Genomic DNA, 18,092 nt, shown 5'->3' on the forward strand with positions numbered 1-18,092 from the left:
ACAAATCGGTCCACGATCTACCCCTCGCTCGCCGTCGTGAGGATGTGCTGCCGCCGGGGTGCCTGCCGCATTCGACCGGTTCTCCACTGGCAGAGAAGTTCTGAGGTGATGGCGACCGATTCGAGGCCCGCCGCCGTCCGCGCCTGGTCGAGGAAGAACCGGGTGGCTCGGCTCACGGGGATCTCCACACCCCGCGCATTCGGTCGCCCGGCGTCCCAGGCCAGAACCTCGATCGACGGATTGTCGATGGCCTTGTCGACCCAGCGCTTGATGGCGTCGTCGGTGCGATACAGACTGTCCGACACCAGCACCGAGCGCAGTAACGTGTCCGCCGCCGGGTCCGGTGACAGCCCCTCGGCGCGCGTGGCTCCGAGAATACGCAAGGAGAGCTCGCACTCAGCGTCGTCGTGCACCGCGAAAACCCGCACGTCCCAACCGGTCAGCGATCGATCGCAGATCAGCCCGCCCGCATGCTCGACCGCATCGGCAACGGTCTCGGACACGAGGTCCATGCGGAACCGGGTCAGCATGCGGGCTCGACGGCCGGAAAGGTGACCTTACTCAGGGCTTCCGACTGCTGCCACAAGCGGCCGCACTCGTCCACGTCCAGTGTCAGTGGTGGAAGCTTCGCGAATGTGACACCGCCGCCCGCGGTCTCGTAGAGCCCGCGAGGTCCGTAGTACGTCGCCCCCGCAGCATCCGGCGACACCGCGGCATACAGCGTCGGCTTGATGCCCTCGTCGACGTCGAGCCACATGAACGGCAACAGCTTCCAGGTCAGCTGGGTGAGCCGGCTACTCAAAGTCGGCTTGTCCAGGCCGTAGGACGCCCCGCTGAGCAGATTGGTCTTGCTCAGCCCGGGATGTGCGCCGTTGGAGGTGATGCCCCACCCGCCTGCCCGGCTGCGCCGGTCGAGCTCGAAGGCGAACATCAGCTGCGCCAGCTTGGCGACTCCGTAGGAGTACATCGCCTTGTATTCGCGCTCGGCGTTGACGTCGTCGAAGCGGATATTGCGTTGAGTGGCCGCGATGCTGCTGACGGTCACAACCCGTCCGCCGCGCAGCAGCGGCAGCAGCCGTCCGGTCAGCGCGAAGTGCCCCAGATGATTTGCGCCGAACTGTAGCTCGAACCCGTCACCGGTTTCCTGACGAGTCGGCGGGGTCATCACCCCGGCGTTGGCGATCAGGATGTCGACCGGTCGGCCGTCGCCCAGAAGCCCGTCGGCGAACGTTTCGACACTCGCCAGTGAGGCCAGGTCGACGATCTTGACATCCACCTTTGCCGCCGGGTTCGACTGCCGGATCTGCGCTGCCGCGGCCTCGCCCTTAGAGGCGCTGCGCACCGCCATCACGACATCGGCACCGGCAGCCGAAAGACGCTTGGCCAGGCCGAAACCCAGGCCGCTGTTGGCGCCGGTGACGACGATGTGCTTGCCGGACAGATCCGGCACGGTCAGCGTCAGGTCCGGGCGGTTCACCAGGTCACCGGAAGTTCGTGCATGCCGTAGGACAGCGCATCGTGCTTGAACGGCAACTCGTTGACCGGCCCGACCTGCTGCAGTGTGGGAATGCGCTTGAACAGGGTGGGCAGCACGATCTGCAGTTCCATCCGGGCCAGCTGGCCGCCGACGCAGGAATGGCGGCCGTACCCGAGCGCGACGTTGGGGCCGTCCTCACGATCGAGCTTCAACCGGTCGGGGTTCGGGAACTGACGGGGGTCCCAGTTGGCCGGGGCGACGTCCAGGATGATGCCTTCGCCGGCGCGGATGACTTCGCCGCCCACCTCGATGTCCTCGGTGGCGATGCGGCGCTGGCCGGTCTGGATGATGCTGCAGTACCGCAGCAGCTCCTCGACGGCGGTGGCGATGACCTTGGGATCGTCGGTGTCGCGCAGCATGGCCAGCTGGTCGGGATTGTCCAGCAGCGCCGCGATGCTGACGGCGATCTGGCCGGCGGTGGTCTCGTGTCCGGCGATCAGCACCCCGGTGGCCAGCTGGGCTGCCTCTTTCAGCGAGATTTCCTCGTCCTTCACCCGCTCGGCGAGGTCGGAGACCAGGTCTTCGGCGGGGTCGTCCATTTTCTTCTCGAGCAGCGACTTGAGGTATCGGGCAAGGGCGCCAGCACCTTTCGCGGCATCTTCGGCCGAGGCATTGCGGGCCATACCCATGTTGGACTGCTCTTGGAAGAAGTCGGCGTCCTCGTAGGGCACGCCGAGAAGGTGGCTGATCACCAACGATGGAACCGGCAGGGCGAGCGCGCTGACCAGATCGGCGGGCTGCGGCCCGGCCAGGATCGCGTCGATGTGCTCGTCGACGATCTTCTGCACCGCGGCCCGCAAGGCCTCGACCCGCCGGAACGTGAACGGCTTGGACAGCATGCGCCGGTAGAAGGTGTGCTCCTCGGCATCGGAGGTGAACACCGATCGGGGCCGCCGGTGGACCGTCGACTTCATGCCTTCGTTCCAGTGCGGGTAACCCTCCTTGCGGTCGTCGACGCTGGCTCGGCCGTCGGCGAACAACGCGCGGATCGCCTCGTACCCGGTGATCAGCCACGGTGTGCTGCCATCCCAGATCCGGACGCGGGCCATTTGCGCGGATTCGTTGACGCCCAACGACTCTGGCGGTGGTGCGAACGGCTTCCCCGCGGCGCGACTCATCGGGAAATCGGGCACAGCCGACGCATCAACCGCAGTCACAGGTCTCAGTGAACAGCACCGGGCGCAGTAAATCAATCAATTTATTTGATTGCCCGCTGGGCGGGCGGCGGCTCAGCCTGCCGTGACGAGGTCGGCCTGCACCGCCTCGATGCGCGCCGGGACGTGCTTGTGCCACGGCGTCCCGGCATAGGGATCACGCCAGTCGGTGGAGGTCAGCGCGTTCGGCGCGATACCGGGGATGCGGGTCTGCCCATCGGCGTCGACGAAGTCCAGGCCGAAACCATTGGGCAGGGAGGCATGGCCGGGCAGCATGGTCTCGCTGACCTCGACGACGGTCTCGGCGCTGCCCGCGGCGGTGGTGACCCGGGCGCGGGCGCCGTCGACCAGTCCGAGTGCTTCGGCATCTTCGACACTGACCCGCAACGCACCGTCGGCATCGCGCTTGCGCCAGGACGGGTCACGCAGGATGTCGTTGGCGGTGAACGCGCGCCGCTCGCCGGCGGACAACACGATCGGGAACTCCGGGCTGGTCAGCTCTCGAGTCTCACTGGCCAGCGCCCGAATGTCGTCGAGCATCTCCGGAATCACCAGCTTGATCTTGTGATCTGCGTGGGACATCAGCGCCCAGTCGTCGGCATACTCGTGCTCGCTGAACGTCACGCCGGACTTGCTGGCCAGAATCGTGTCGAAGAGGGCGTTGCCGTCGGCGTGACCGGCCCGGCGCACCGCGTCCGGGTAGGCGACGAATGCCTTCTGGGCCAGACCCCACAGCGCGGCCGCGCCTCTGAGCCGGTCGGGTAGCGTCGGGCCGAGCGTCTCGTAGAGCACGTGTGGCAGCACTTTTCCCAGCGCCGGATTGGCGGCGAGTTCGGTGAAGAACGCGCCCGTGTAGGCCTCCAGCCCCTGCTGGGCTGCCTCGCGCAGCGGCCGGAGGTCGTCATCGCTGATCACTCCGAGCGCGCGTACCAGTCGTGCCCAGATCTCGGGCTCGGGCAGGGTGCCGGGCGTCGGCTCGAACAGTGGGTGGCGCAGATGGAACTCGTTGCGCGGGAACTCGAAATTGAAGAAGGTGGCCTCGGGCTTTTCGAACTGGCTGGCAGCGGGCAGGACGTAGTGGGCCAGCCGCGCGGTCTCCGTCATCGCCACGTCGATCACGACCAGCAGCTCCAGCGACTCGAAGGCGGCCCGGCAATTCTTGGAGTCGGCGATGGAGTGGGCGGGGTTGGCGCTCTCGACGAGCATGGCCCGGAACCGGTCGGGATGATCGGTCAGGATCTCTTGGGGCACCACGTTGGACGGCACCAGGCCGGCGATGATCGGCGCGCCGGTCACCGGCGAGCGCCCGACACCGCTGAGGCTGAAGAGCGGCGCGAACGACGAATGCAGATGTTGCCCACCGCGTTTGGCGAAGCTGCCGGTCAGGATCCACAGCAGCTTGTTGAGGTAGGAGCACAGTGTGCTGTTGGGGGCCTGCTGCACGCCGAGGTCTTCGAAGACGGCGACGGAATCGGCAGCCGCCATGCGGCGTGCGGCGGCCCGTAACAACTCTTCGTCGACACCGCTGCGCTGCGCGTACTCACCGACCGGGATCGTCCGCAGCACCTCACGAACCTCGTCGGTCCCCTCGACGTGCTCGGCGAGAAACGCCTCGTTGCAAAGGTTTTCCTGCACCAGCACCCCGGCCAGCGCCGCCAGGCACCAGGCGTCGGTACCCGGCTTCACCCGCAGGTGGAAGTCTGCCATCTTGGCGGTGTCGGTGACCACCGGGTCGATGACGACCATCGAGCGGGCGGGATCCTTGGCGATGTCGTTGAGCACCGTGCGGGCCCGCGGGAAGCTCTGCGACATCCAGGGGTTCTTGCCGACGAACACCGACACCTCGGCGTGCTCGAACTCGCCGCGGGTGTGACCGCCGTAGAGCTGCATGTCGACCCAGTTCTCGCCGGTCTTCTCCTGCGCCAACGCATTCGACCGGTAGCGCGAGCCGAGCAGCTTGAGGAACGAACCGCTGTAGGCGCCGCCGAGGTGGTTACCCTGACCGCCGCCGCCGTAATAGAAGATCTTCTGCCCGCCGTAGGTGTCGGCGATCCGCTGGAAGCCCGCCGCGATCTCGGAAATGGCGGTATCCCAATCGATTTCCTCGTAGCTGCCGTCGGCCCGGCGGCGCATCGGCGACGTCAGTCGGGCGCGGTTGTTCTGATAGTGGTCCAGACGAAGCGCCTTGTTGCAGGTATAGCCCTGCGAGGCGGGGTTGTCCTTATCGCCGCGGATGCGGGCCAGCGTCTGGCCCTCGGTCTGCACCACGATGCCGCAGTTGCACTCACAGAGGATGCAGGCGGTGGGCTGCCAGTCAGCAGACATCTGGACTTCCTTTCCTATGTGCCGCACTCGGCTTCGAGCAGATCGCGCATGAGTCGGTGAACGGCGTCGAGCGGCTTGACGTCGCGGGCCGCGCGGGCCAGCACGATGGCGCCCTCCAGCGCCGCGGTCACGGACACCGCCAGATCCTCGGCGCGGTCCTTGGCGATGCCATCGGCCATCAGTCGCGCGGCGATGAGCCCGTTCCAGCGGGTGAATGCCTCGGCGGCCCGCTCGATCGCCGGGTTCTCCTTATCGGGTTCGCCGGATTCGATGGCGACGGCCAGCACCGGGCAGCCGGCGCGATAGTCGGTCTCGATCAGGTTCTTGCGATAGAAGCGGGTCAGCCCGTCGAGCATCTCGACGCTGTTGGTCGCCTTGGCCAACCGGGCCGCGACGAAGTCCGCGACGTAGTCGACGGCCTCGCACACCAACTGGGTGCGACCGCCGGGGAAGTAGTGATAGGCCGAGCCGCGCGGTGCGCCGCTATGCGCCAGGACGTCCGCGATGGCCGTCGACTGCGCTCCGCGTTCGCGGATCAACAGCGCGGCTGAGGCGACCATCCGGTCGCGCGGGCTCGTCATGACTATGTATGCAACCATACATAATCGCCAGGCGCCAGGGTGCATGCGCTCGAGTCTGCGCAGCGGTACCGTCGCGCGGATGTCGTACTTCAGCAGGGTGTCCGAGCGTTCCTTTCGGGCCAGCGAGCACGCCGGCGGCGCGTGGAACCTCGCCGAACAGCACATCGCTCCGTCATTCGGCCTGCTCGCGCATGCGATCGAGACCGACCGGGACGGCCGGGGCCAAGCCGATTTGGTGATCGGACGGCTGAGTTACGACATCCTGGGCCCGGTGCCGGTCGATGTCGTCGAGGACGTCGAGGTTCGGGTGCTTCGGCCGGGGCGCACGATCGAGCTCGTCGAAGCGACGCTGACTTACCAGGGTCGAGCGGTCGTCCTGGTGCGAGCGTGGCTGATGAAGCAGTACGACACGTCGGCCGTGCGCGGCAGCGGCCTGCCTCCGATCCCGCCGGTCGAGGACATGCCGGAGTGGAATCCGAGTTCGGTGTGGCCCGGCGGATTCATCGCGTCGGCGGAGGTGCGGCGTGCTCAGCTCGAGCCGGGACGGGCGGCCTATTGGGTGCGTACCGGAGTGCCGCTGCTCGACGGCGAGCCGGTCAGCTCACTGGCTCGGGTCGCCGGGCTGCTGGACATCGCCAACGGTATGGCGGTCCTCGTGGATCCGCGCGAGGTGGCGTTCCCGAATCTGGATCTCACCGCGCACTTCTTCGCCGAGCCGAGCGGTGAGTGGGTTGGCTTCGATACCGCAGTGTCGATCGGACCGAGTGGAATCGGATTGACGCACAGCATCATTCACGATGAAACCGGCCCGATCGGCGCGGTTTCCCAGAGTCTGACCGTCCGCCCGGGCGCCGGCATAGGCTGAGCGCAGAGTCAGACCGCGGCGAAGTTGACCGTGGCGGTGGCACCCACTTCGTTGTCGTTGCCGCGGTGGATGTCCACCTGGACCACCACCGAGCGCTTGCCCGTCCGCAGGATCTTGGCCACCGCGCGCGCCGGGCCGACCTTGATCGGCCGCAGGTAGCGGATGAACAGGTCGGTGGTGGCGATGCCGAATCCGAACGGGGTCGCGACCGACGCCAGCTGCCCGGCGGCCACGTCGGCCATGGTGGCGATCAGCCCGCCCTGCAGGCCGCCCGCGGTGTTGGTGGTGCGTTCGTCCACCGGCATCTCCATGACGACGGTGTCTTCTGTCGACTCCACGACCTGCAGGCCGAGCTGGTCGAACAGTTCCCGAAGCGAGCGCGGTGCGGTCATGAGAATGACGTTACCGCGCGATCTCCGACTAACCGGCCGGTACCTTCGCCGCGGCGGCTTCCGGCATCACTTCGTAGCGGGCGAAGGACCGGGTGAACGTCGCGGCGCCGTGGGTCAGGCTGCGCAGATCGATGACGTAGCGGGTCAGCTCGACCTGCGGCACCTCGGCTCGGATCACCGTGTGACTCTCCCGCGCCTGCTCGGTACCCAGCACCCGGCCGCGTCGCCCGGACAGATCGCCCATCACCGCGCCGACGAGCTCGTCGGGCACCACGATGGTGACCTCGTCGACCGGCTCGAGCAGATGGGTGTCGGCGGCGGCTTCCCGCAGCGCGAGCGCACCGGCCATCTGGAAAGCCATGTCGGACGAATCGACGCTGTGCGCCTTACCGTCGACCAGGGTGACCCGGATGTCGACGACGGGATAACCGGCGTGCACGCCCTTCTCCATCTGGGCGCGCACCCCCTTCTCGACGCTGGGGATGAACTGCCGCGGCACCGCGCCGCCGACGACCTTGTCGACGAACTCGAAGCCCGAACCGCCCGGCAGCGGCTCCACCTCGATATCGCACACCGCGTACTGGCCGTGGCCGCCGGATTGTTTGACGTGACGGCCGTGCCCCTTGGCCGGACCGGTAATGGTCTCGCGCAACGGGATTCGTACCTCGACGGTGTCGACGTTGACGCCGTAGCGGTTGGCCAGCGCGTCGAGCGCGACGCCGGAGTGCGCTTCGCCCATGCACCACAGCACGATCTGGTGGGTCTCCGGATTCTGTTCGATGCGCAACGTCGGATCTTCGGCGGCCAGGCGCTGCAATCCGACCGACAGCTTGTCCTCGTCGGTCTTGGCGCGGGCCTGGATCGCGACGGGCAGCAACGGCTCAGGCATGGTCCACGGCTTGAGCAGCAGTGGATCGGCCTTGTCCGACAACGTATCTCCGGTCTCGGCGTGGCTCAGCTTACCGATCGCGCAGATGTCGCCCGCCACCACCTGGCTGGCCGGCCGCTGCTGTTTGCCCAGCGGGAACGACAGCGTGCCGATGCGCTCGTCCTCGTCGTGGTCGGCGTGGGTGTTCGCGTCGAAAAAGGCCGAAAAATGGCCCGACACATGAACTGTCGTGTCGGGCCTGATGGTGCCGGAGAACACCCGGACCAGGCTGACCCTGCCGACGTACGGGTCCGACGTCGTCTTGACCACCTCGGCCAGCAGCGGTCCGTCCGGATCGCAGGACAATCCCGCGCGGGCCACCCCATGCGGGTTGTAGACCTCGGGCAGAACGTGTTCGGGCGGGGACGGGAAGCCGCGGGTCGCGACCTCCAGCAGTTCGTACGTACCGACGCCGGTGGTGCTGCAGACGGGGATCACCGGGAAGAACGAACCGCGCGCGACGGCCTTCTCCAAATCGTCGATCAGGACCGCCTCGTAGATCACCTCGCCGCCGAGGTAGCGCTCCATCAGCGACTCGTCCTCGGACTCCTCGATGATGCCTTCGATCAGAGTGCCGCGGTGCTCCTCGATCTGGGCGGTGTAGGTGTTGTCGGGCGGATGGACGGTGCGGCTGCCGTCGCGGTAGTCGTACTGGCTGCCCGACAACAATCCGACCAGGCCGCTATCGGTCGGCAGGTAGAGCGGCAAGACCTTCTCGCCGAATGCCTCCTGTGCGGCGGCCAGAGCGGTGCCGTAGCTGGCGCGCGCGTGGTCGAGTTTGGTGATGGCGACGGCGCGCGGCATGCCGACGTCGTCGCATTCGTGCCACAGGGCCCGGGTCGCTTCGTCGATCCCCTCATTGGCGGCGATCACGAACAGTGCGCATTCGGCCGCCCGCAGCCCGGCGCGCAGTTCGCCGACGAAGTCGGCGTATCCGGGGGTGTCGATCAGGTTGACCTTGATGCCGTCGTGCGGGATGGGCGCCAGCGCGAGTCCGACCGACCGTTGTTGGCGGATGGCGGCGTCGTCGAAGTCGCACACCGTGGTGCCGTCGACCACCGACCCGGGTCGGGACAGCACACCGGACGCCACGAGCAGTCCTTCGACGAGCGTTGTCTTGCCCGCACCCGATGGACCGACGAGCACGACATTGCGGACTGCGGCCGGACTGTCCGCGGCGGGAGCCGAGCGGGCGGCCTGGGAAGTGTTCGTCTTGTCAGCCATGACGTCTCCTCCTGTGCATCCACCATTCACCCGTGGGCGGGGTGACACAAGGGATCAGCGGAATTCAGGAGACGGGCGCCGACATCCGGGTGGGCTCGAGCCGGCCGCGCAAAACCTCGGAGGCACACTCGGCCCACTGGGCGCGCTCCTCGGGATCGGCCTTCAGCAGCGCGACATCCGAGCACAGCGCGCGTCCGGCGAAGTCCTTGGCCCGATCGGCCAGTCGCGCAGCCTCGTTGACCGCGTCGCCGATCACGGTGTACTCGTAGCGGTGTTTGGCGCCGATGTTGCCCGCGAACACCGGCCCGGCGGAGACCCCAATTCCGAAGTCCACCACTGGAAGCCCGCGCAGCGCGACCGTGAGTGCGCGGGCCGTCGCCAGCGCATCGGCGGCGGAGTCGGGGTTGGGCAATGGCGCACCGAAGACCGCCAGCACCGCATCACCCTGGAACTTGTTGATCAGTCCGCGCCGCTCGTCGACGGCGTCGACCACGATCTGGAAGAAGTGGTTGAGCACCTCGGCCACCTCTGCCGGCGAACGGCTTTGGGCCAGCTGGGTCGAGCCGACGAGATCGACGAACAGGACGGCCGCCTCACGGACCTCCCCGGTCAGTGCGCCTGCGTCGCTGACCGCGCGGATGGCCACGTCCGTCCCGACGTGCCTGCCGAACAGATCCCGCAGCCGGTCCCGTTCGGCCAGGCCGGCGACCATTCGGTTGAATCCGCTTTGCAGTCGCCCGATTTCGGAGCGCTCGTAGACATCGACCCGGGTGGTCATCTGGCCACGCTCGACCTCGGCCATCGCGCCGACGAGATCGTGCACCGGATCGGAGATCGACACCGCGACGATCGCCATCCCCCGCAGCCCGACGAAGATCGAGATCACCGCGAGAACGATCACCGGGATCTCCAGTGACGCCGACTTCTGGATGATCCAGCCGTTGGATCGCATGACGACCACGACGGCGAGGCCGATGATCGGCAGCGCGCTGCTCATCATCCACATCAGCAGCAGCCGCGGGAGAACCCCGGGTGCGTTGTCGCGCCCGGTGAGTCGGGTCGCCGCGGCGATGATCGGGCGCATCGGTCGCTGGATGAACAGCAGCGCCGCACCGGTCGAGGTGGTGACCCCGAGTAACAGCGTCATCCCGATCAGCCACGCCGCCGACGCGCCGCCATCGAGATTGAGCAGGAGCAGCACGGCGGCGCTGGTGGCCCAGATCGCTGCCAGCACAGCGGACTGGTTGCGCAGGAAGCGCTCGACGAACAGCCGGTCCTTGTCGTCGGGCGGCGTGCCGTCGGTGAACCAGCGCAGCTTGCGGTCGACGACCAGCACGGCGTAGACGATGACGCCGGCGATGCCGAACACCGACAGGATGCCGGCGGCGATCAGGGTGTCGGCCTGGAACACCGTGTCGACGGAGTCGACCAGATCCTTGCGCAGCGGCATGACCAGCGCGAGCAATTCGACCCCGGCCAGAATCTGGGCCAGGACGAGGGCGGAGGCGTAGCGGACCTTCCATCTGCTCGCCGTCGTCATAGGCCCAAACGCTACTGGGACGACCTTGCAGAATCACGCTCTCCGAAATCGAGAGTTGTACTTTCGCCACGGTGGCGGCCTGCGTAACATCCGCCCAATGAAGTTCGGGATACCGCTGGGTGGCGTTCACCCCGGCCTGTGGCGTGATCTGACCGTGCGGGCCGAGGAACTCGGATACGAGTCGGTCTGGTTGCCCGAGCACCTGGTGCTGCCGGCCAATATGTCGGGCAGTCCGCACCACGGCGACAGCCATCCGCCCATCCCGTCGCAGACCCCGATGTACGACGCGATCGCCTACCTCTCGTATCTGGCCGGGCAGACCAGCACGATCCGGATGGGCACCTACGTCTACAATATCGGGCTGCGGCATCCGTTCGTCAGCGCGCGCGCCGCCACCACGCTGGACATCGTCTCGGGCGGCCGGTTCGACTTCGGGATCGGCGCGAGCTGGCTTCGCGAGGAGTGGGACGCCGCCGGGCTGGACTTCAGCACTCGCGGTGCCCGTGTCGACGAGGCACTCGAAGTCTGCCGGGCGCTGTGGACCGAGCCGACCATCGAACACCACGGTCGCTTCTTCGATTTCGACGCCGTCGCCTTCGAGCCCAAGCCCGTTCAGGCCGGCGGCCCGCCGATCCACGTCGGTGGTGACGGCCTTCCGGCGTTGCGGCGGGTGGCGCGCTATGGCTCGGGCTGGATTCCGATGAACCACACCCTGGACCAGATCCCCGGCTCCGTGCAGAAGCTGTCGGCGCTGTGGTCCGAGCACGGCCGCGACGGTAGGCCGGAGGTCACCACCTCGGCACCGGCCGATTCCCCCGAGGACGTCGCGCGGGCCGCCGAGGCGGGCATCGACCAGATGATCGTCATGCCGTGGCGCCGCACCCGCGAAGCTCTCGACGGCATCGCGCGCTTCGCCGACGCCATCGTTTCGCGGGCAGGCTAGCGCGGTGACGATCGCACCGTCGGACATCCTGCTGACCGACCGGGTCGCTGTCGTCACCGGCGGCGGGACCGGGATCGGGCGTGGAATCGCCTCCGGGCTAGCGCAATTCGGGGCCAAGGTGGCGATCTGGGAACGCGACGCGGACACGTGCGCTGCCACCGCCGCGGAACTGGGGGTGCTCGGGATCGTCGCCGACGTCCGAGACGGCGAGCAGGTCGACGCCGCGCTGGAACGTACTCGCGTCGAGCTCGGTGGAGTCGACATCCTGGTCAACAACGCCGGCGGGGTGTTCTCCTCGCCGCTGCTCGACACCACCGAAAACGGCTGGGATGCCTTGTACAAGGCCAACCTTCGCCACGTGCTGCTGTGCACGCAGCGGGTCGCCCGGCAGCTGGTCGCCGATGGGCGCGGTGGCAGTGTCATTTCGCTGACGTCCATCGAGGGGGTGCGCGCCGCACCCGGTTACGCGGCGTACTCCGCGGCCAAGGCCGGGGTGATCAACTACACCCGCACCGCCGCGTTTGAATTGGCGCCGCACAACATCCGGGTCAACGCGATCGCCCCCGACATCACGATCACCGAGGGTCTGCTGGCGCTGTCCCCGGACGGGATCCGCCCTGAGCTCAGTCAGGCGGTCCCGCTGGGCCGTCTCGGCGATGTCGACGAAATCGCCTCGACCGCAGTCTTTCTCGCCTCCGATATGTCCCGCTACATCACGGGGCAGACGCTGCACGTCGACGGCGGAACGCAGGCCGCCAGCGGTTGGTATCACGTACCGGAGGGCGAGCCCCGGTTCGGGCCGACCTAAGGCAGGATGGCGTCGACGTAGCCGCCGTCGACGCGCAGCGCCCCACCGGTCGTGGCCGACGCCAGCGGCGAGCTGAGGTACACCACCATGTTCGCGATCTCCTCGGGCTCGATGAGCCGCTGCAGGAGCGATTGCGGCCGGTGTTCGACCATGAACTGCCGCTGCGCCTGCTCCCACGGAACGTCCTTGTCGACGAGCTGGTAGACGAAGTCCTCGACGCCTTCGGTGTGGGTCGGCCCGGCGATGACGGAGTTGACGGTCACCCCGGAGCCGGCGGCGGCCTTGGCGAAGCCGCGGCTCACCGCGAGCAACGCTGTCTTGGACATGCCGTAGTGGATCATCTCCACCGGCGTCGCCACCGCAGAGTCGCTGGCAATGTTGAGGATTCGGCCCCAGGACCGCTCGGTCATGCCGGGCAGGTAGATGCGTGTCAGCCGCGCCGCCGACAGCACGTTCACCTCGAAGAACCGGCGCCATTGTTCGTCGTCGATCTCCAGGGCGGGCACGGCTTCGAAGATCCCGAGGTTGTTCACCAGGATGTCGACAGTCGGCAGCTGCGCCTGCAGGGTCGCCACCCCGTCATCGGTGGTGACGTCGGCGGGTACCGCGATCAGGTCGGCGCCATCGACGGCTGCGGTCAGCGTGTCCATCGCTCGCTGGACGGAGGCCTCGGAGCGCCCGTTGATCGCGACCCGCGCTCCCGAACTCGCCAGCCCCCTGGCGATCGCGAGCCCGATGCCCTGAGTCGAACCGGTGACCAACGCCGTCTTTCCGCTGAGGTTGATGTGCATACCGTGCACAAGCGATATCGGCGGTTGTCTCATTCCTGACCATCCACAAAGCAGGCGAACGTATGGTGAGCCCGTGACAAACGATCGCCCGCTGGAGGGCAAAGTTGCGTACGTGACAGGCGGGGCTCGGGGTCAGGGCCGCGCACATTGTGTTCGCCTGGCCCAGGCCGGTGCCGACATCGTGACCATCGACGCCTGCGGGCCGGTGGGCAAGCACATCGGCTACGAGCCCTCGACGCCCGAAGACCTGGCCGATACCGTCCGCCTGGTTGAGGACGAGGGCGTCAAGATCAGCGCCGAACGCGTCGACGTGCGGGACCATGACGGGCAGAAGCGGGTAATCGCCAGTGCCATCGAGCAATTCGGGCGCCTCGACGTCGTCGTCGCCAACGCCGGGGTGATGAGCTGGGGCCGGGCCTGGGAGATCCCTTCCGAGATGTGGCAGGAGATCATCGACATCAACCTGACCGGGTTCTTCAACACCGTGCAGGCCTGCGTCCCGGCGATGATCGAAGCCGGCAACGGCGGGTCGATCATCGCGATCAGTTCTTCGGCGGGGATCAAAGCCGTTCCCGGCGCGGGGCACTACTGCGCCAGCAAGTTCGGCGTTGTGGGACTGGCGAATTCGCTGGCGCTGGAGCTCGGCGAATTCGGGATCCGGGTCAACTCGGTGCACACCTACGGGGTTGACACAGCGCTGGGCAACGACCTGTCGATGTACTCGATGTTCGAGAAGCATCCGCACTACGTCTACAGCTTCTCGCCGGGCGCGCTGCCCACCGAGTCGCTGATCGCGCCGAATCAGGTCAGCGAGGTCGTGCTGTTCCTCGCCAGCGACGCCTCGGCGCTGTTGACGGCCGCACAGATCCCTGCCGACAAGGGCTACATGAAGGTCTAGCCTTGTGCGCCAAGGCTTTCGACGGCCAGCTCCTTGGCCCAGCGGTAGTCGGCCTTGCCCGCCGGTGAGCGCAGCACCTTCTCGGTCCGGATGAACGCCTTCGGCAGCTTGTACTGCGCGATGTGCGCACGGCAGGCCTCGGCAAGCTCGTCGTCGGTGGCGCTCTGCCCCTCGGCGAACTGCACGATGGCCACCACCTCGCTGCCCCACCGCTCGGAGGGCCGCCCGGCCACGACCACGTCGTAGACCGCCGGGTGGCTGGCGACCGCGCGCTCCACCTCTTCGGCGAAGATCTTCTCCCCGCCGGAGTTGATGGTGACCGAATCGCGGCCGAGCAGCTCGATCTGGCCGTCGTCCAGGAACCGGGCCCGGTCACCGGGCACCGACCAGCGGACACCGTTGATGGTTGGGAACGTGCGAGCCGACTTCTCGGCATCGCCCAGGTAACCCAGCGGCACATACGCCCGCCGCGCCAGCCAGCCTTCGCCGTCGCCGGCTTCGAGCACCGTGCTGAAATCGGCGGAGATGATCGCGGTGTCGTGCTGAGGCGTGAAGGTGGCCGCCTTCTGCTCGACGCCCTTGGCCGCCATCGTCGTCATCTGCATACCGGTCTCCGACGCGCCGACGGCGTCGAGCACCATCAGGTTGGGCAGCGCGGCCAGCAGCCGCTCCCGCACCGTCGGCGACAGCGGTGCCCCGCCGTTGGTGATCGTCACCAGACCGGACAGGTCGTACTTGCCGGTCTCGATCTCGTCCAGCAACGGCCGGGCGATCGCGTCGCCCACCACCGGAATGCTCAGTACCCGTTCATGTTCGGCGAGCTTCATCACCGCGGGGGCATTGAGGCGGTCGACGTCGTCGGGCAGCACCATCCAGCCGCCGGTGCTGAACATGTTGAACGCGGCCCACTGCGCCGCGCCGTGCATCAGCGGCGGGATCATCAGGATCGACCGGAAGCCGGCATTGGTGCGGGCCTGCTCGGCGAGCTCGTCGTAGCTCGCGAGCGAGGTGTCGGATCCGAACGGCCGCCCACCCATGGCCGACATGAAGATGTCGTGCTGACGCCACAGCACGCCCTTGGGCATGCCGGTGGTGCCTCCGGTGTAGAGGATGTAGAGATCGTCGCCGCTCGGGTCGGGCATCCCGCCGGCCGGGGCGGGGGTCGTGACAATCGACTCGTAATCGACCGCGCCCGGCAGCAGTTCATTGCCGGAGGCGTCGGCGACCTGGATCAGCACCTTGAGCTCGGGCAGCCGGTCGCGGATCGAGGCGACGTGCGGGGCGAACTCGGCGCCGTAGACCAGCGCCTTGGCCTTCGAGTCGGTCAGCAGGTAGAGGAGTTCTTCCTCGACATAGCGGTAGTTCACGTTGAACGGCGCCACGCGGGCCCGATAGCCGGCGACCATCGCTTCCAGGTACTCGTTGCCGTTGCGCAGGTACAGGCCAAGGTGGTCCTGGCCGGACTGGTGCGGGGCGAGCTGGTCACGTTCGGTGTGGCAGCCGAGTCCCTGAGCGACGAGATAGTGCGCGACACCGTCGATCCGGGCGTCCATCTGCGCATACGTCCAGCGATGATCCCGCCAGATGAGCGCCTCGCGATCCGGCAGGGTCTGGGCGACGGTACGGAACACCGACGAAAGGTCGAAGCTGACGTCGCTGCTCATTGGCGCTCCTCTGCGTGGCCTGAACTAGAACGCGTTCTAGTCTGCCACGGCGCCACACGCCGGCTCGCTGCGGAACTTCACCCAGCGGGACCGCGCCGGACGAACACCGCCAACGCCGCACCCACGGCCGCCGCGCCCGCGCCGACCCACATCGAGAGCTGCAGGCCGGCCATGAACGCCTCGTGGCTGCCGCCGGCGATCGCGGCGCTCAGCTGTGGCGGGGCGCCGGGGATCGAGGGGGCCAATCCCTTGGACACCAGTTCCTTTGCCGGAGAGAGTTTTTCGGCGATCGGCTCGGGCGTGCCTGCTGCGGTCAGCTTGTCGACGAGGGTCGAGCCGACCTTGCTGGACAGCACCGAGCCCAGGATCGTGGTGCCCAGCACGGCGCCGAGTTGCACCGACGTGCTCTGCACTCCGCCGGCCACCCCGGCGTCGTCGACCGGGGCATTGCCGACGATGGCTTCCGAGCTCGCGGTCAGCACCAGGCCGACGCCGGCCCCCAGCAGGGCGAAGGCCGGCCACATCGCGCCGTACCCGGAATCGGCCTGCAACTGGCTCAGCAGGGCCAGGCCGCCCGCCACACCGAGCAGGCCGGAAACCATGGCCGGTCGTGGGCCGAACCGTTCGGTGATGACACCCGACAACGGGGCCATGACCATCATCGCCGCGGACAGCGGCAGGGTCCGGACACCGGTCTCCACCGGGCTCCAGCCCTGCAGGTTCTGCAGGTAGAGCGTCATGAAGAACAGCGCGCCGAAGAGTGCGAAGAAGTTGATGGTGACCACCGCGGCGCCGATCGACAACGACGGGTTGGCAAACAGCCGCAGCGGCAGCATGGGGTCGCTGGTATGGCGCTCCACGATCACAAAGGCGCCCATCAGCACGACGCCACCGATCAGGAAGGCCACCGTCCGCGGGTCGAGCCAGCCCCATTCGGGGGCCTTGATCAACCCGTACACCAGAAGGAACAGGCTGCCGGACAGGGTCAGGATGCCTGCCACGTCGAGGCGTCCCTGCTCGTCGCTGCGACTCTCGACGATCGCGGCGGCACCGATGATCACGGCGACCACCGCGATCGGCACGTTGATGTAGAAGACCGACTCCCAGCTGAGGTGTTCGACCAGGACGCCGCCCAGAACAGGACCGGCGGCGACCGACACCCCGGTCGCGGCACCCCAGATGCCGATCGCGGCATTGAGCTTGTGCGGCGGGAACGCCTGACGAATGATCGCCAGCGTGCTGGGCATCAGCAGCGCGCCGAACACGCCCTGCAGCGCGCGCATGGTGATCACGCCGGCGACCGAGCCGATGAGGCCGATGCCGACCGAGGTGACCGCGAACCCGACCACGCCCACCAGGAAGACCAGGCGCCGGCCGAACATGTCGCCGAGTTTGCCGCCGAAGATCAGCAGCGACGCCAAGCTAAGTAGATAGGCATCGGTAATCCACTGCAGATCCGACAGTGACGCATTGAGATCGGTGGCGATGCGCGGGTTGGCGATGGCGACGACGGATGCGTCGAGGCCGACCATGATGACGCCGACCGACACGGCGGCGAGAATCCACCACGGATTCCCTCGCAGGCCCTGTTTCGGCCGCGCGTGACGCGCGGGCGCGGGGCGCTGAACTGTGGTGATGGCCACGGTTCGACTCCTTTCGTTAAGTGGAGGATTTCCACCACTTCTTGCTCACAACCCTAGCTGCAAATGGTGGTCAGCCTCCACTTCGGGGAGTACTCTGGGGTGGTGATTCCTGGCGCACAACGGGGTGTCGAGCGATCCAGGCCACTACGGGCTGACGCCGAACGCAACCGCGAACGGATCGTGACCGCGGCCGCTCGGCTGTTTGCTGAGCAGGGCTTGTCCGTCCCGCTCGAAGATGTGGCTCGCGCCGCGGGCGTGGGTGTGGCGACCCTCTACCGGCGCTTCCCGACCCGCACCGACCTGGCCATCGCGGCCTTCGAACGCAACATGTCCTCCTACGAGGAGGCGGTCGAGAAGGCACTGAACAATCCACAGCCCTGGGAGGGCTTCCAGAACCTCGTCTACGAGGTGTGCGCGCTGCAGGCCTCCGACCCCGGCCTGCGGGCCCTGCTCACCACCGCGTTCCCGGCCAGTTCCGTGATCGAACAGCGCGCCACCGAGGCCATCGCCAAGCTCGGCCAGGTCATCGCGCGCGCACAGCAGGAGGGGACGCTGCGGCCGGACATCGGCGTCGGCGACATCGTGGTGATGTTGCTGGCCGATGCCGGCGTGCTCGAGGCAACCCGGGAACACGCGCCAGAGGCGTGGCGCAGATTCGCCGCGCTGATGGTCGACTCGTTCCGGATCGGGCCTCATCGACCGCTGCCACCACCGACCCCCGCTGAAGAGCTCCGAAGTTCGATCGCCATGCTGACGGGTGACACATTGAGGATCGAATCCCTCGCCGACGACTGAGCAG

At 67.5% G+C, this 18,092-nt stretch carries 16 protein-coding genes; 5 read left to right on the forward strand and 11 right to left on the reverse strand.

Translation table 11 applies throughout. The annotated features are described in order from the left end of the window. Positions 1-17: 17 nt before the first annotated feature. The 5 genes from EV580_RS16065 to EV580_RS16085 form a co-directional block, all read right to left on the reverse strand. A complete protein-coding gene (locus tag EV580_RS16065) occupies positions 18-530 on the reverse strand; it encodes a hypothetical protein (RefSeq protein ID WP_133692134.1) in 513 nt (170 codons plus the stop codon). After that, positions 524-1,477, reverse strand: a complete 954-nt coding sequence (locus tag EV580_RS16070; protein ID WP_133692135.1) for an SDR family oxidoreductase — start codon at positions 1,475-1,477, stop codon at positions 524-526. Before EV580_RS16070 ends, EV580_RS16065 begins: the two co-directional genes overlap by 7 nt. Next, positions 1,474-2,655, reverse strand: coding sequence for a cytochrome P450 (locus EV580_RS16075; protein WP_133692270.1), 1,182 nt, complete (start codon positions 2,653-2,655; stop codon positions 1,474-1,476). The genes EV580_RS16070 and EV580_RS16075 overlap by 4 nt, the downstream gene beginning before the upstream one ends. A gap of 111 nt (positions 2,656-2,766) precedes the next feature. Then, complete coding sequence (locus EV580_RS16080; RefSeq protein WP_133692136.1) at positions 2,767-5,016, reverse strand: molybdopterin-dependent oxidoreductase; 2,250 nt, start codon at positions 5,014-5,016, stop codon at positions 2,767-2,769. 14 nt (positions 5,017-5,030) lie between these two features. Further along, a complete protein-coding gene (locus EV580_RS16085; RefSeq protein WP_133692137.1) occupies positions 5,031-5,597 on the reverse strand; it encodes a TetR/AcrR family transcriptional regulator in 567 nt (188 codons plus the stop codon). A 79-nt stretch (positions 5,598-5,676) separates the two neighbouring features. On the opposite strand from EV580_RS16085, the gene EV580_RS16090 reads away from it, so the two are divergent. Then, the gene (locus tag EV580_RS16090; RefSeq protein WP_133692138.1) at positions 5,677-6,462 is read left to right on the forward strand and encodes a thioesterase family protein; all 786 of its coding nucleotides are present in this window, start codon (positions 5,677-5,679) and stop codon (positions 6,460-6,462) included. Positions 6,463-6,470: 8 nt separating this feature from the next. On the opposite strand, the gene EV580_RS16095 is transcribed toward EV580_RS16090, so the two are convergent. The 3 genes from EV580_RS16095 to EV580_RS16105 all read right to left on the reverse strand — a co-directional run bounded on the left by EV580_RS16095 (position 6,471) and on the right by EV580_RS16105 (position 10,546). Beyond that, positions 6,471-6,854, reverse strand: a complete 384-nt coding sequence (locus EV580_RS16095) for a PaaI family thioesterase (protein WP_133692139.1) — start codon at positions 6,852-6,854, stop codon at positions 6,471-6,473. 28 nt (positions 6,855-6,882) lie between these two features. After that, the gene (locus EV580_RS16100) at positions 6,883-9,006 is read right to left on the reverse strand and encodes an elongation factor G-like protein EF-G2 (protein WP_133692140.1); all 2,124 of its coding nucleotides are present in this window, start codon (positions 9,004-9,006) and stop codon (positions 6,883-6,885) included. A gap of 64 nt (positions 9,007-9,070) precedes the next feature. Next, positions 9,071-10,546, reverse strand: coding sequence for an adenylate/guanylate cyclase domain-containing protein (locus tag EV580_RS16105; RefSeq protein WP_133692141.1), 1,476 nt, complete (start codon positions 10,544-10,546; stop codon positions 9,071-9,073). 97 nt (positions 10,547-10,643) lie between these two features. Between EV580_RS16105 and EV580_RS16110 the strand changes: the two genes are divergently transcribed. Beyond that, positions 10,644-11,489 (forward strand): TIGR03619 family F420-dependent LLM class oxidoreductase, encoded by an 846-nt coding sequence (locus EV580_RS16110; protein WP_133692142.1) that lies wholly within the window; start codon positions 10,644-10,646, stop codon positions 11,487-11,489. Between the two features lie 4 nt (positions 11,490-11,493). Continuing rightward, entirely contained in the window at positions 11,494-12,297 is an 804-nt protein-coding gene (locus EV580_RS16115; RefSeq protein WP_133692143.1) for an SDR family NAD(P)-dependent oxidoreductase, read from the forward strand. On the opposite strand, the gene EV580_RS16120 is transcribed toward EV580_RS16115, so the two are convergent. Beyond that, entirely contained in the window at positions 12,294-13,088 is a 795-nt protein-coding gene (locus EV580_RS16120) for an SDR family NAD(P)-dependent oxidoreductase (RefSeq protein WP_133692271.1), read from the reverse strand. The two genes, EV580_RS16115 and EV580_RS16120, sit on opposite strands and share 4 nt — an antisense overlap. 73 nt (positions 13,089-13,161) lie before the next feature. Between EV580_RS16120 and EV580_RS16125 the strand changes: the two genes are divergently transcribed. After that, positions 13,162-13,986: a mycofactocin-coupled SDR family oxidoreductase gene (locus tag EV580_RS16125; protein WP_133692144.1), complete on the forward strand. Its 825-nt coding sequence runs from the start codon at positions 13,162-13,164 to the stop codon at positions 13,984-13,986. Here EV580_RS16125 and EV580_RS16130 read toward each other — a convergent pair. Together EV580_RS16130 and EV580_RS16135 are read right to left on the reverse strand one after the other, a co-directional pair. Continuing rightward, positions 13,983-15,650, reverse strand: a complete 1,668-nt coding sequence (locus EV580_RS16130; RefSeq protein ID WP_133692145.1) for an acyl-CoA synthetase — start codon at positions 15,648-15,650, stop codon at positions 13,983-13,985. The two genes, EV580_RS16125 and EV580_RS16130, sit on opposite strands and share 4 nt — an antisense overlap. Positions 15,651-15,727: 77 nt before the next feature. Beyond that, positions 15,728-17,293, reverse strand: coding sequence for an MFS transporter (locus EV580_RS16135; protein WP_133692146.1), 1,566 nt, complete (start codon positions 17,291-17,293; stop codon positions 15,728-15,730). A gap of 63 nt (positions 17,294-17,356) precedes the next feature. Here EV580_RS16135 and EV580_RS16140 point away from each other — a divergent pair, with 63 nt between their 5' ends. Next, positions 17,357-18,088: a TetR/AcrR family transcriptional regulator gene (locus EV580_RS16140; protein ID WP_221217421.1), complete on the forward strand. Its 732-nt coding sequence runs from the start codon at positions 17,357-17,359 to the stop codon at positions 18,086-18,088. Positions 18,089-18,092 lie beyond the last annotated feature (4 nt).

The sequence above is a fragment of the Mycobacterium sp. BK086 genome (assembly GCA_004362315.1).
In the GTDB taxonomy this organism is placed as follows: domain Bacteria; phylum Actinomycetota; class Actinomycetes; order Mycobacteriales; family Mycobacteriaceae; genus Mycobacterium.

Excerpts from the sequence above, each read along its gene's own strand:
- EV580_RS16140 (WP_221217421.1), top strand. The coding sequence starts at position 17,357 with ATGGTGGTCAGCCTCCACTTCGGGGAGTACTCTGGGGTGGTGATTCCT.
- EV580_RS16100 (WP_133692140.1), bottom strand. The coding sequence starts at position 9,006 with ATGGCTGACAAGACGAACACTTCCCAGGCCGCCCGCTCGGCTCCCGCC.
- EV580_RS16075 (WP_133692270.1), bottom strand. The coding sequence starts at position 2,655 with ATGAGTCGCGCCGCGGGGAAGCCGTTCGCACCACCGCCAGAGTCGTTG.
- EV580_RS16085 (WP_133692137.1), bottom strand. The coding sequence starts at position 5,597 with ATGACGAGCCCGCGCGACCGGATGGTCGCCTCAGCCGCGCTGTTGATC.
- EV580_RS16105 (WP_133692141.1), bottom strand. The coding sequence starts at position 10,546 with ATGACGACGGCGAGCAGATGGAAGGTCCGCTACGCCTCCGCCCTCGTC.
- EV580_RS16090 (WP_133692138.1), top strand. The coding sequence starts at position 5,677 with ATGTCGTACTTCAGCAGGGTGTCCGAGCGTTCCTTTCGGGCCAGCGAG.
- EV580_RS16110 (WP_133692142.1), top strand. The coding sequence starts at position 10,644 with ATGAAGTTCGGGATACCGCTGGGTGGCGTTCACCCCGGCCTGTGGCGT.
- EV580_RS16080 (WP_133692136.1), bottom strand. The coding sequence starts at position 5,016 with ATGTCTGCTGACTGGCAGCCCACCGCCTGCATCCTCTGTGAGTGCAAC.
- EV580_RS16120 (WP_133692271.1), bottom strand. The coding sequence starts at position 13,088 with ATGCACATCAACCTCAGCGGAAAGACGGCGTTGGTCACCGGTTCGACT.
- EV580_RS16130 (WP_133692145.1), bottom strand. The coding sequence starts at position 15,650 with ATGAGCAGCGACGTCAGCTTCGACCTTTCGTCGGTGTTCCGTACCGTC.
- EV580_RS16095 (WP_133692139.1), bottom strand. The coding sequence starts at position 6,854 with ATGACCGCACCGCGCTCGCTTCGGGAACTGTTCGACCAGCTCGGCCTG.
- EV580_RS16065 (WP_133692134.1), bottom strand. The coding sequence starts at position 530 with ATGCTGACCCGGTTCCGCATGGACCTCGTGTCCGAGACCGTTGCCGAT.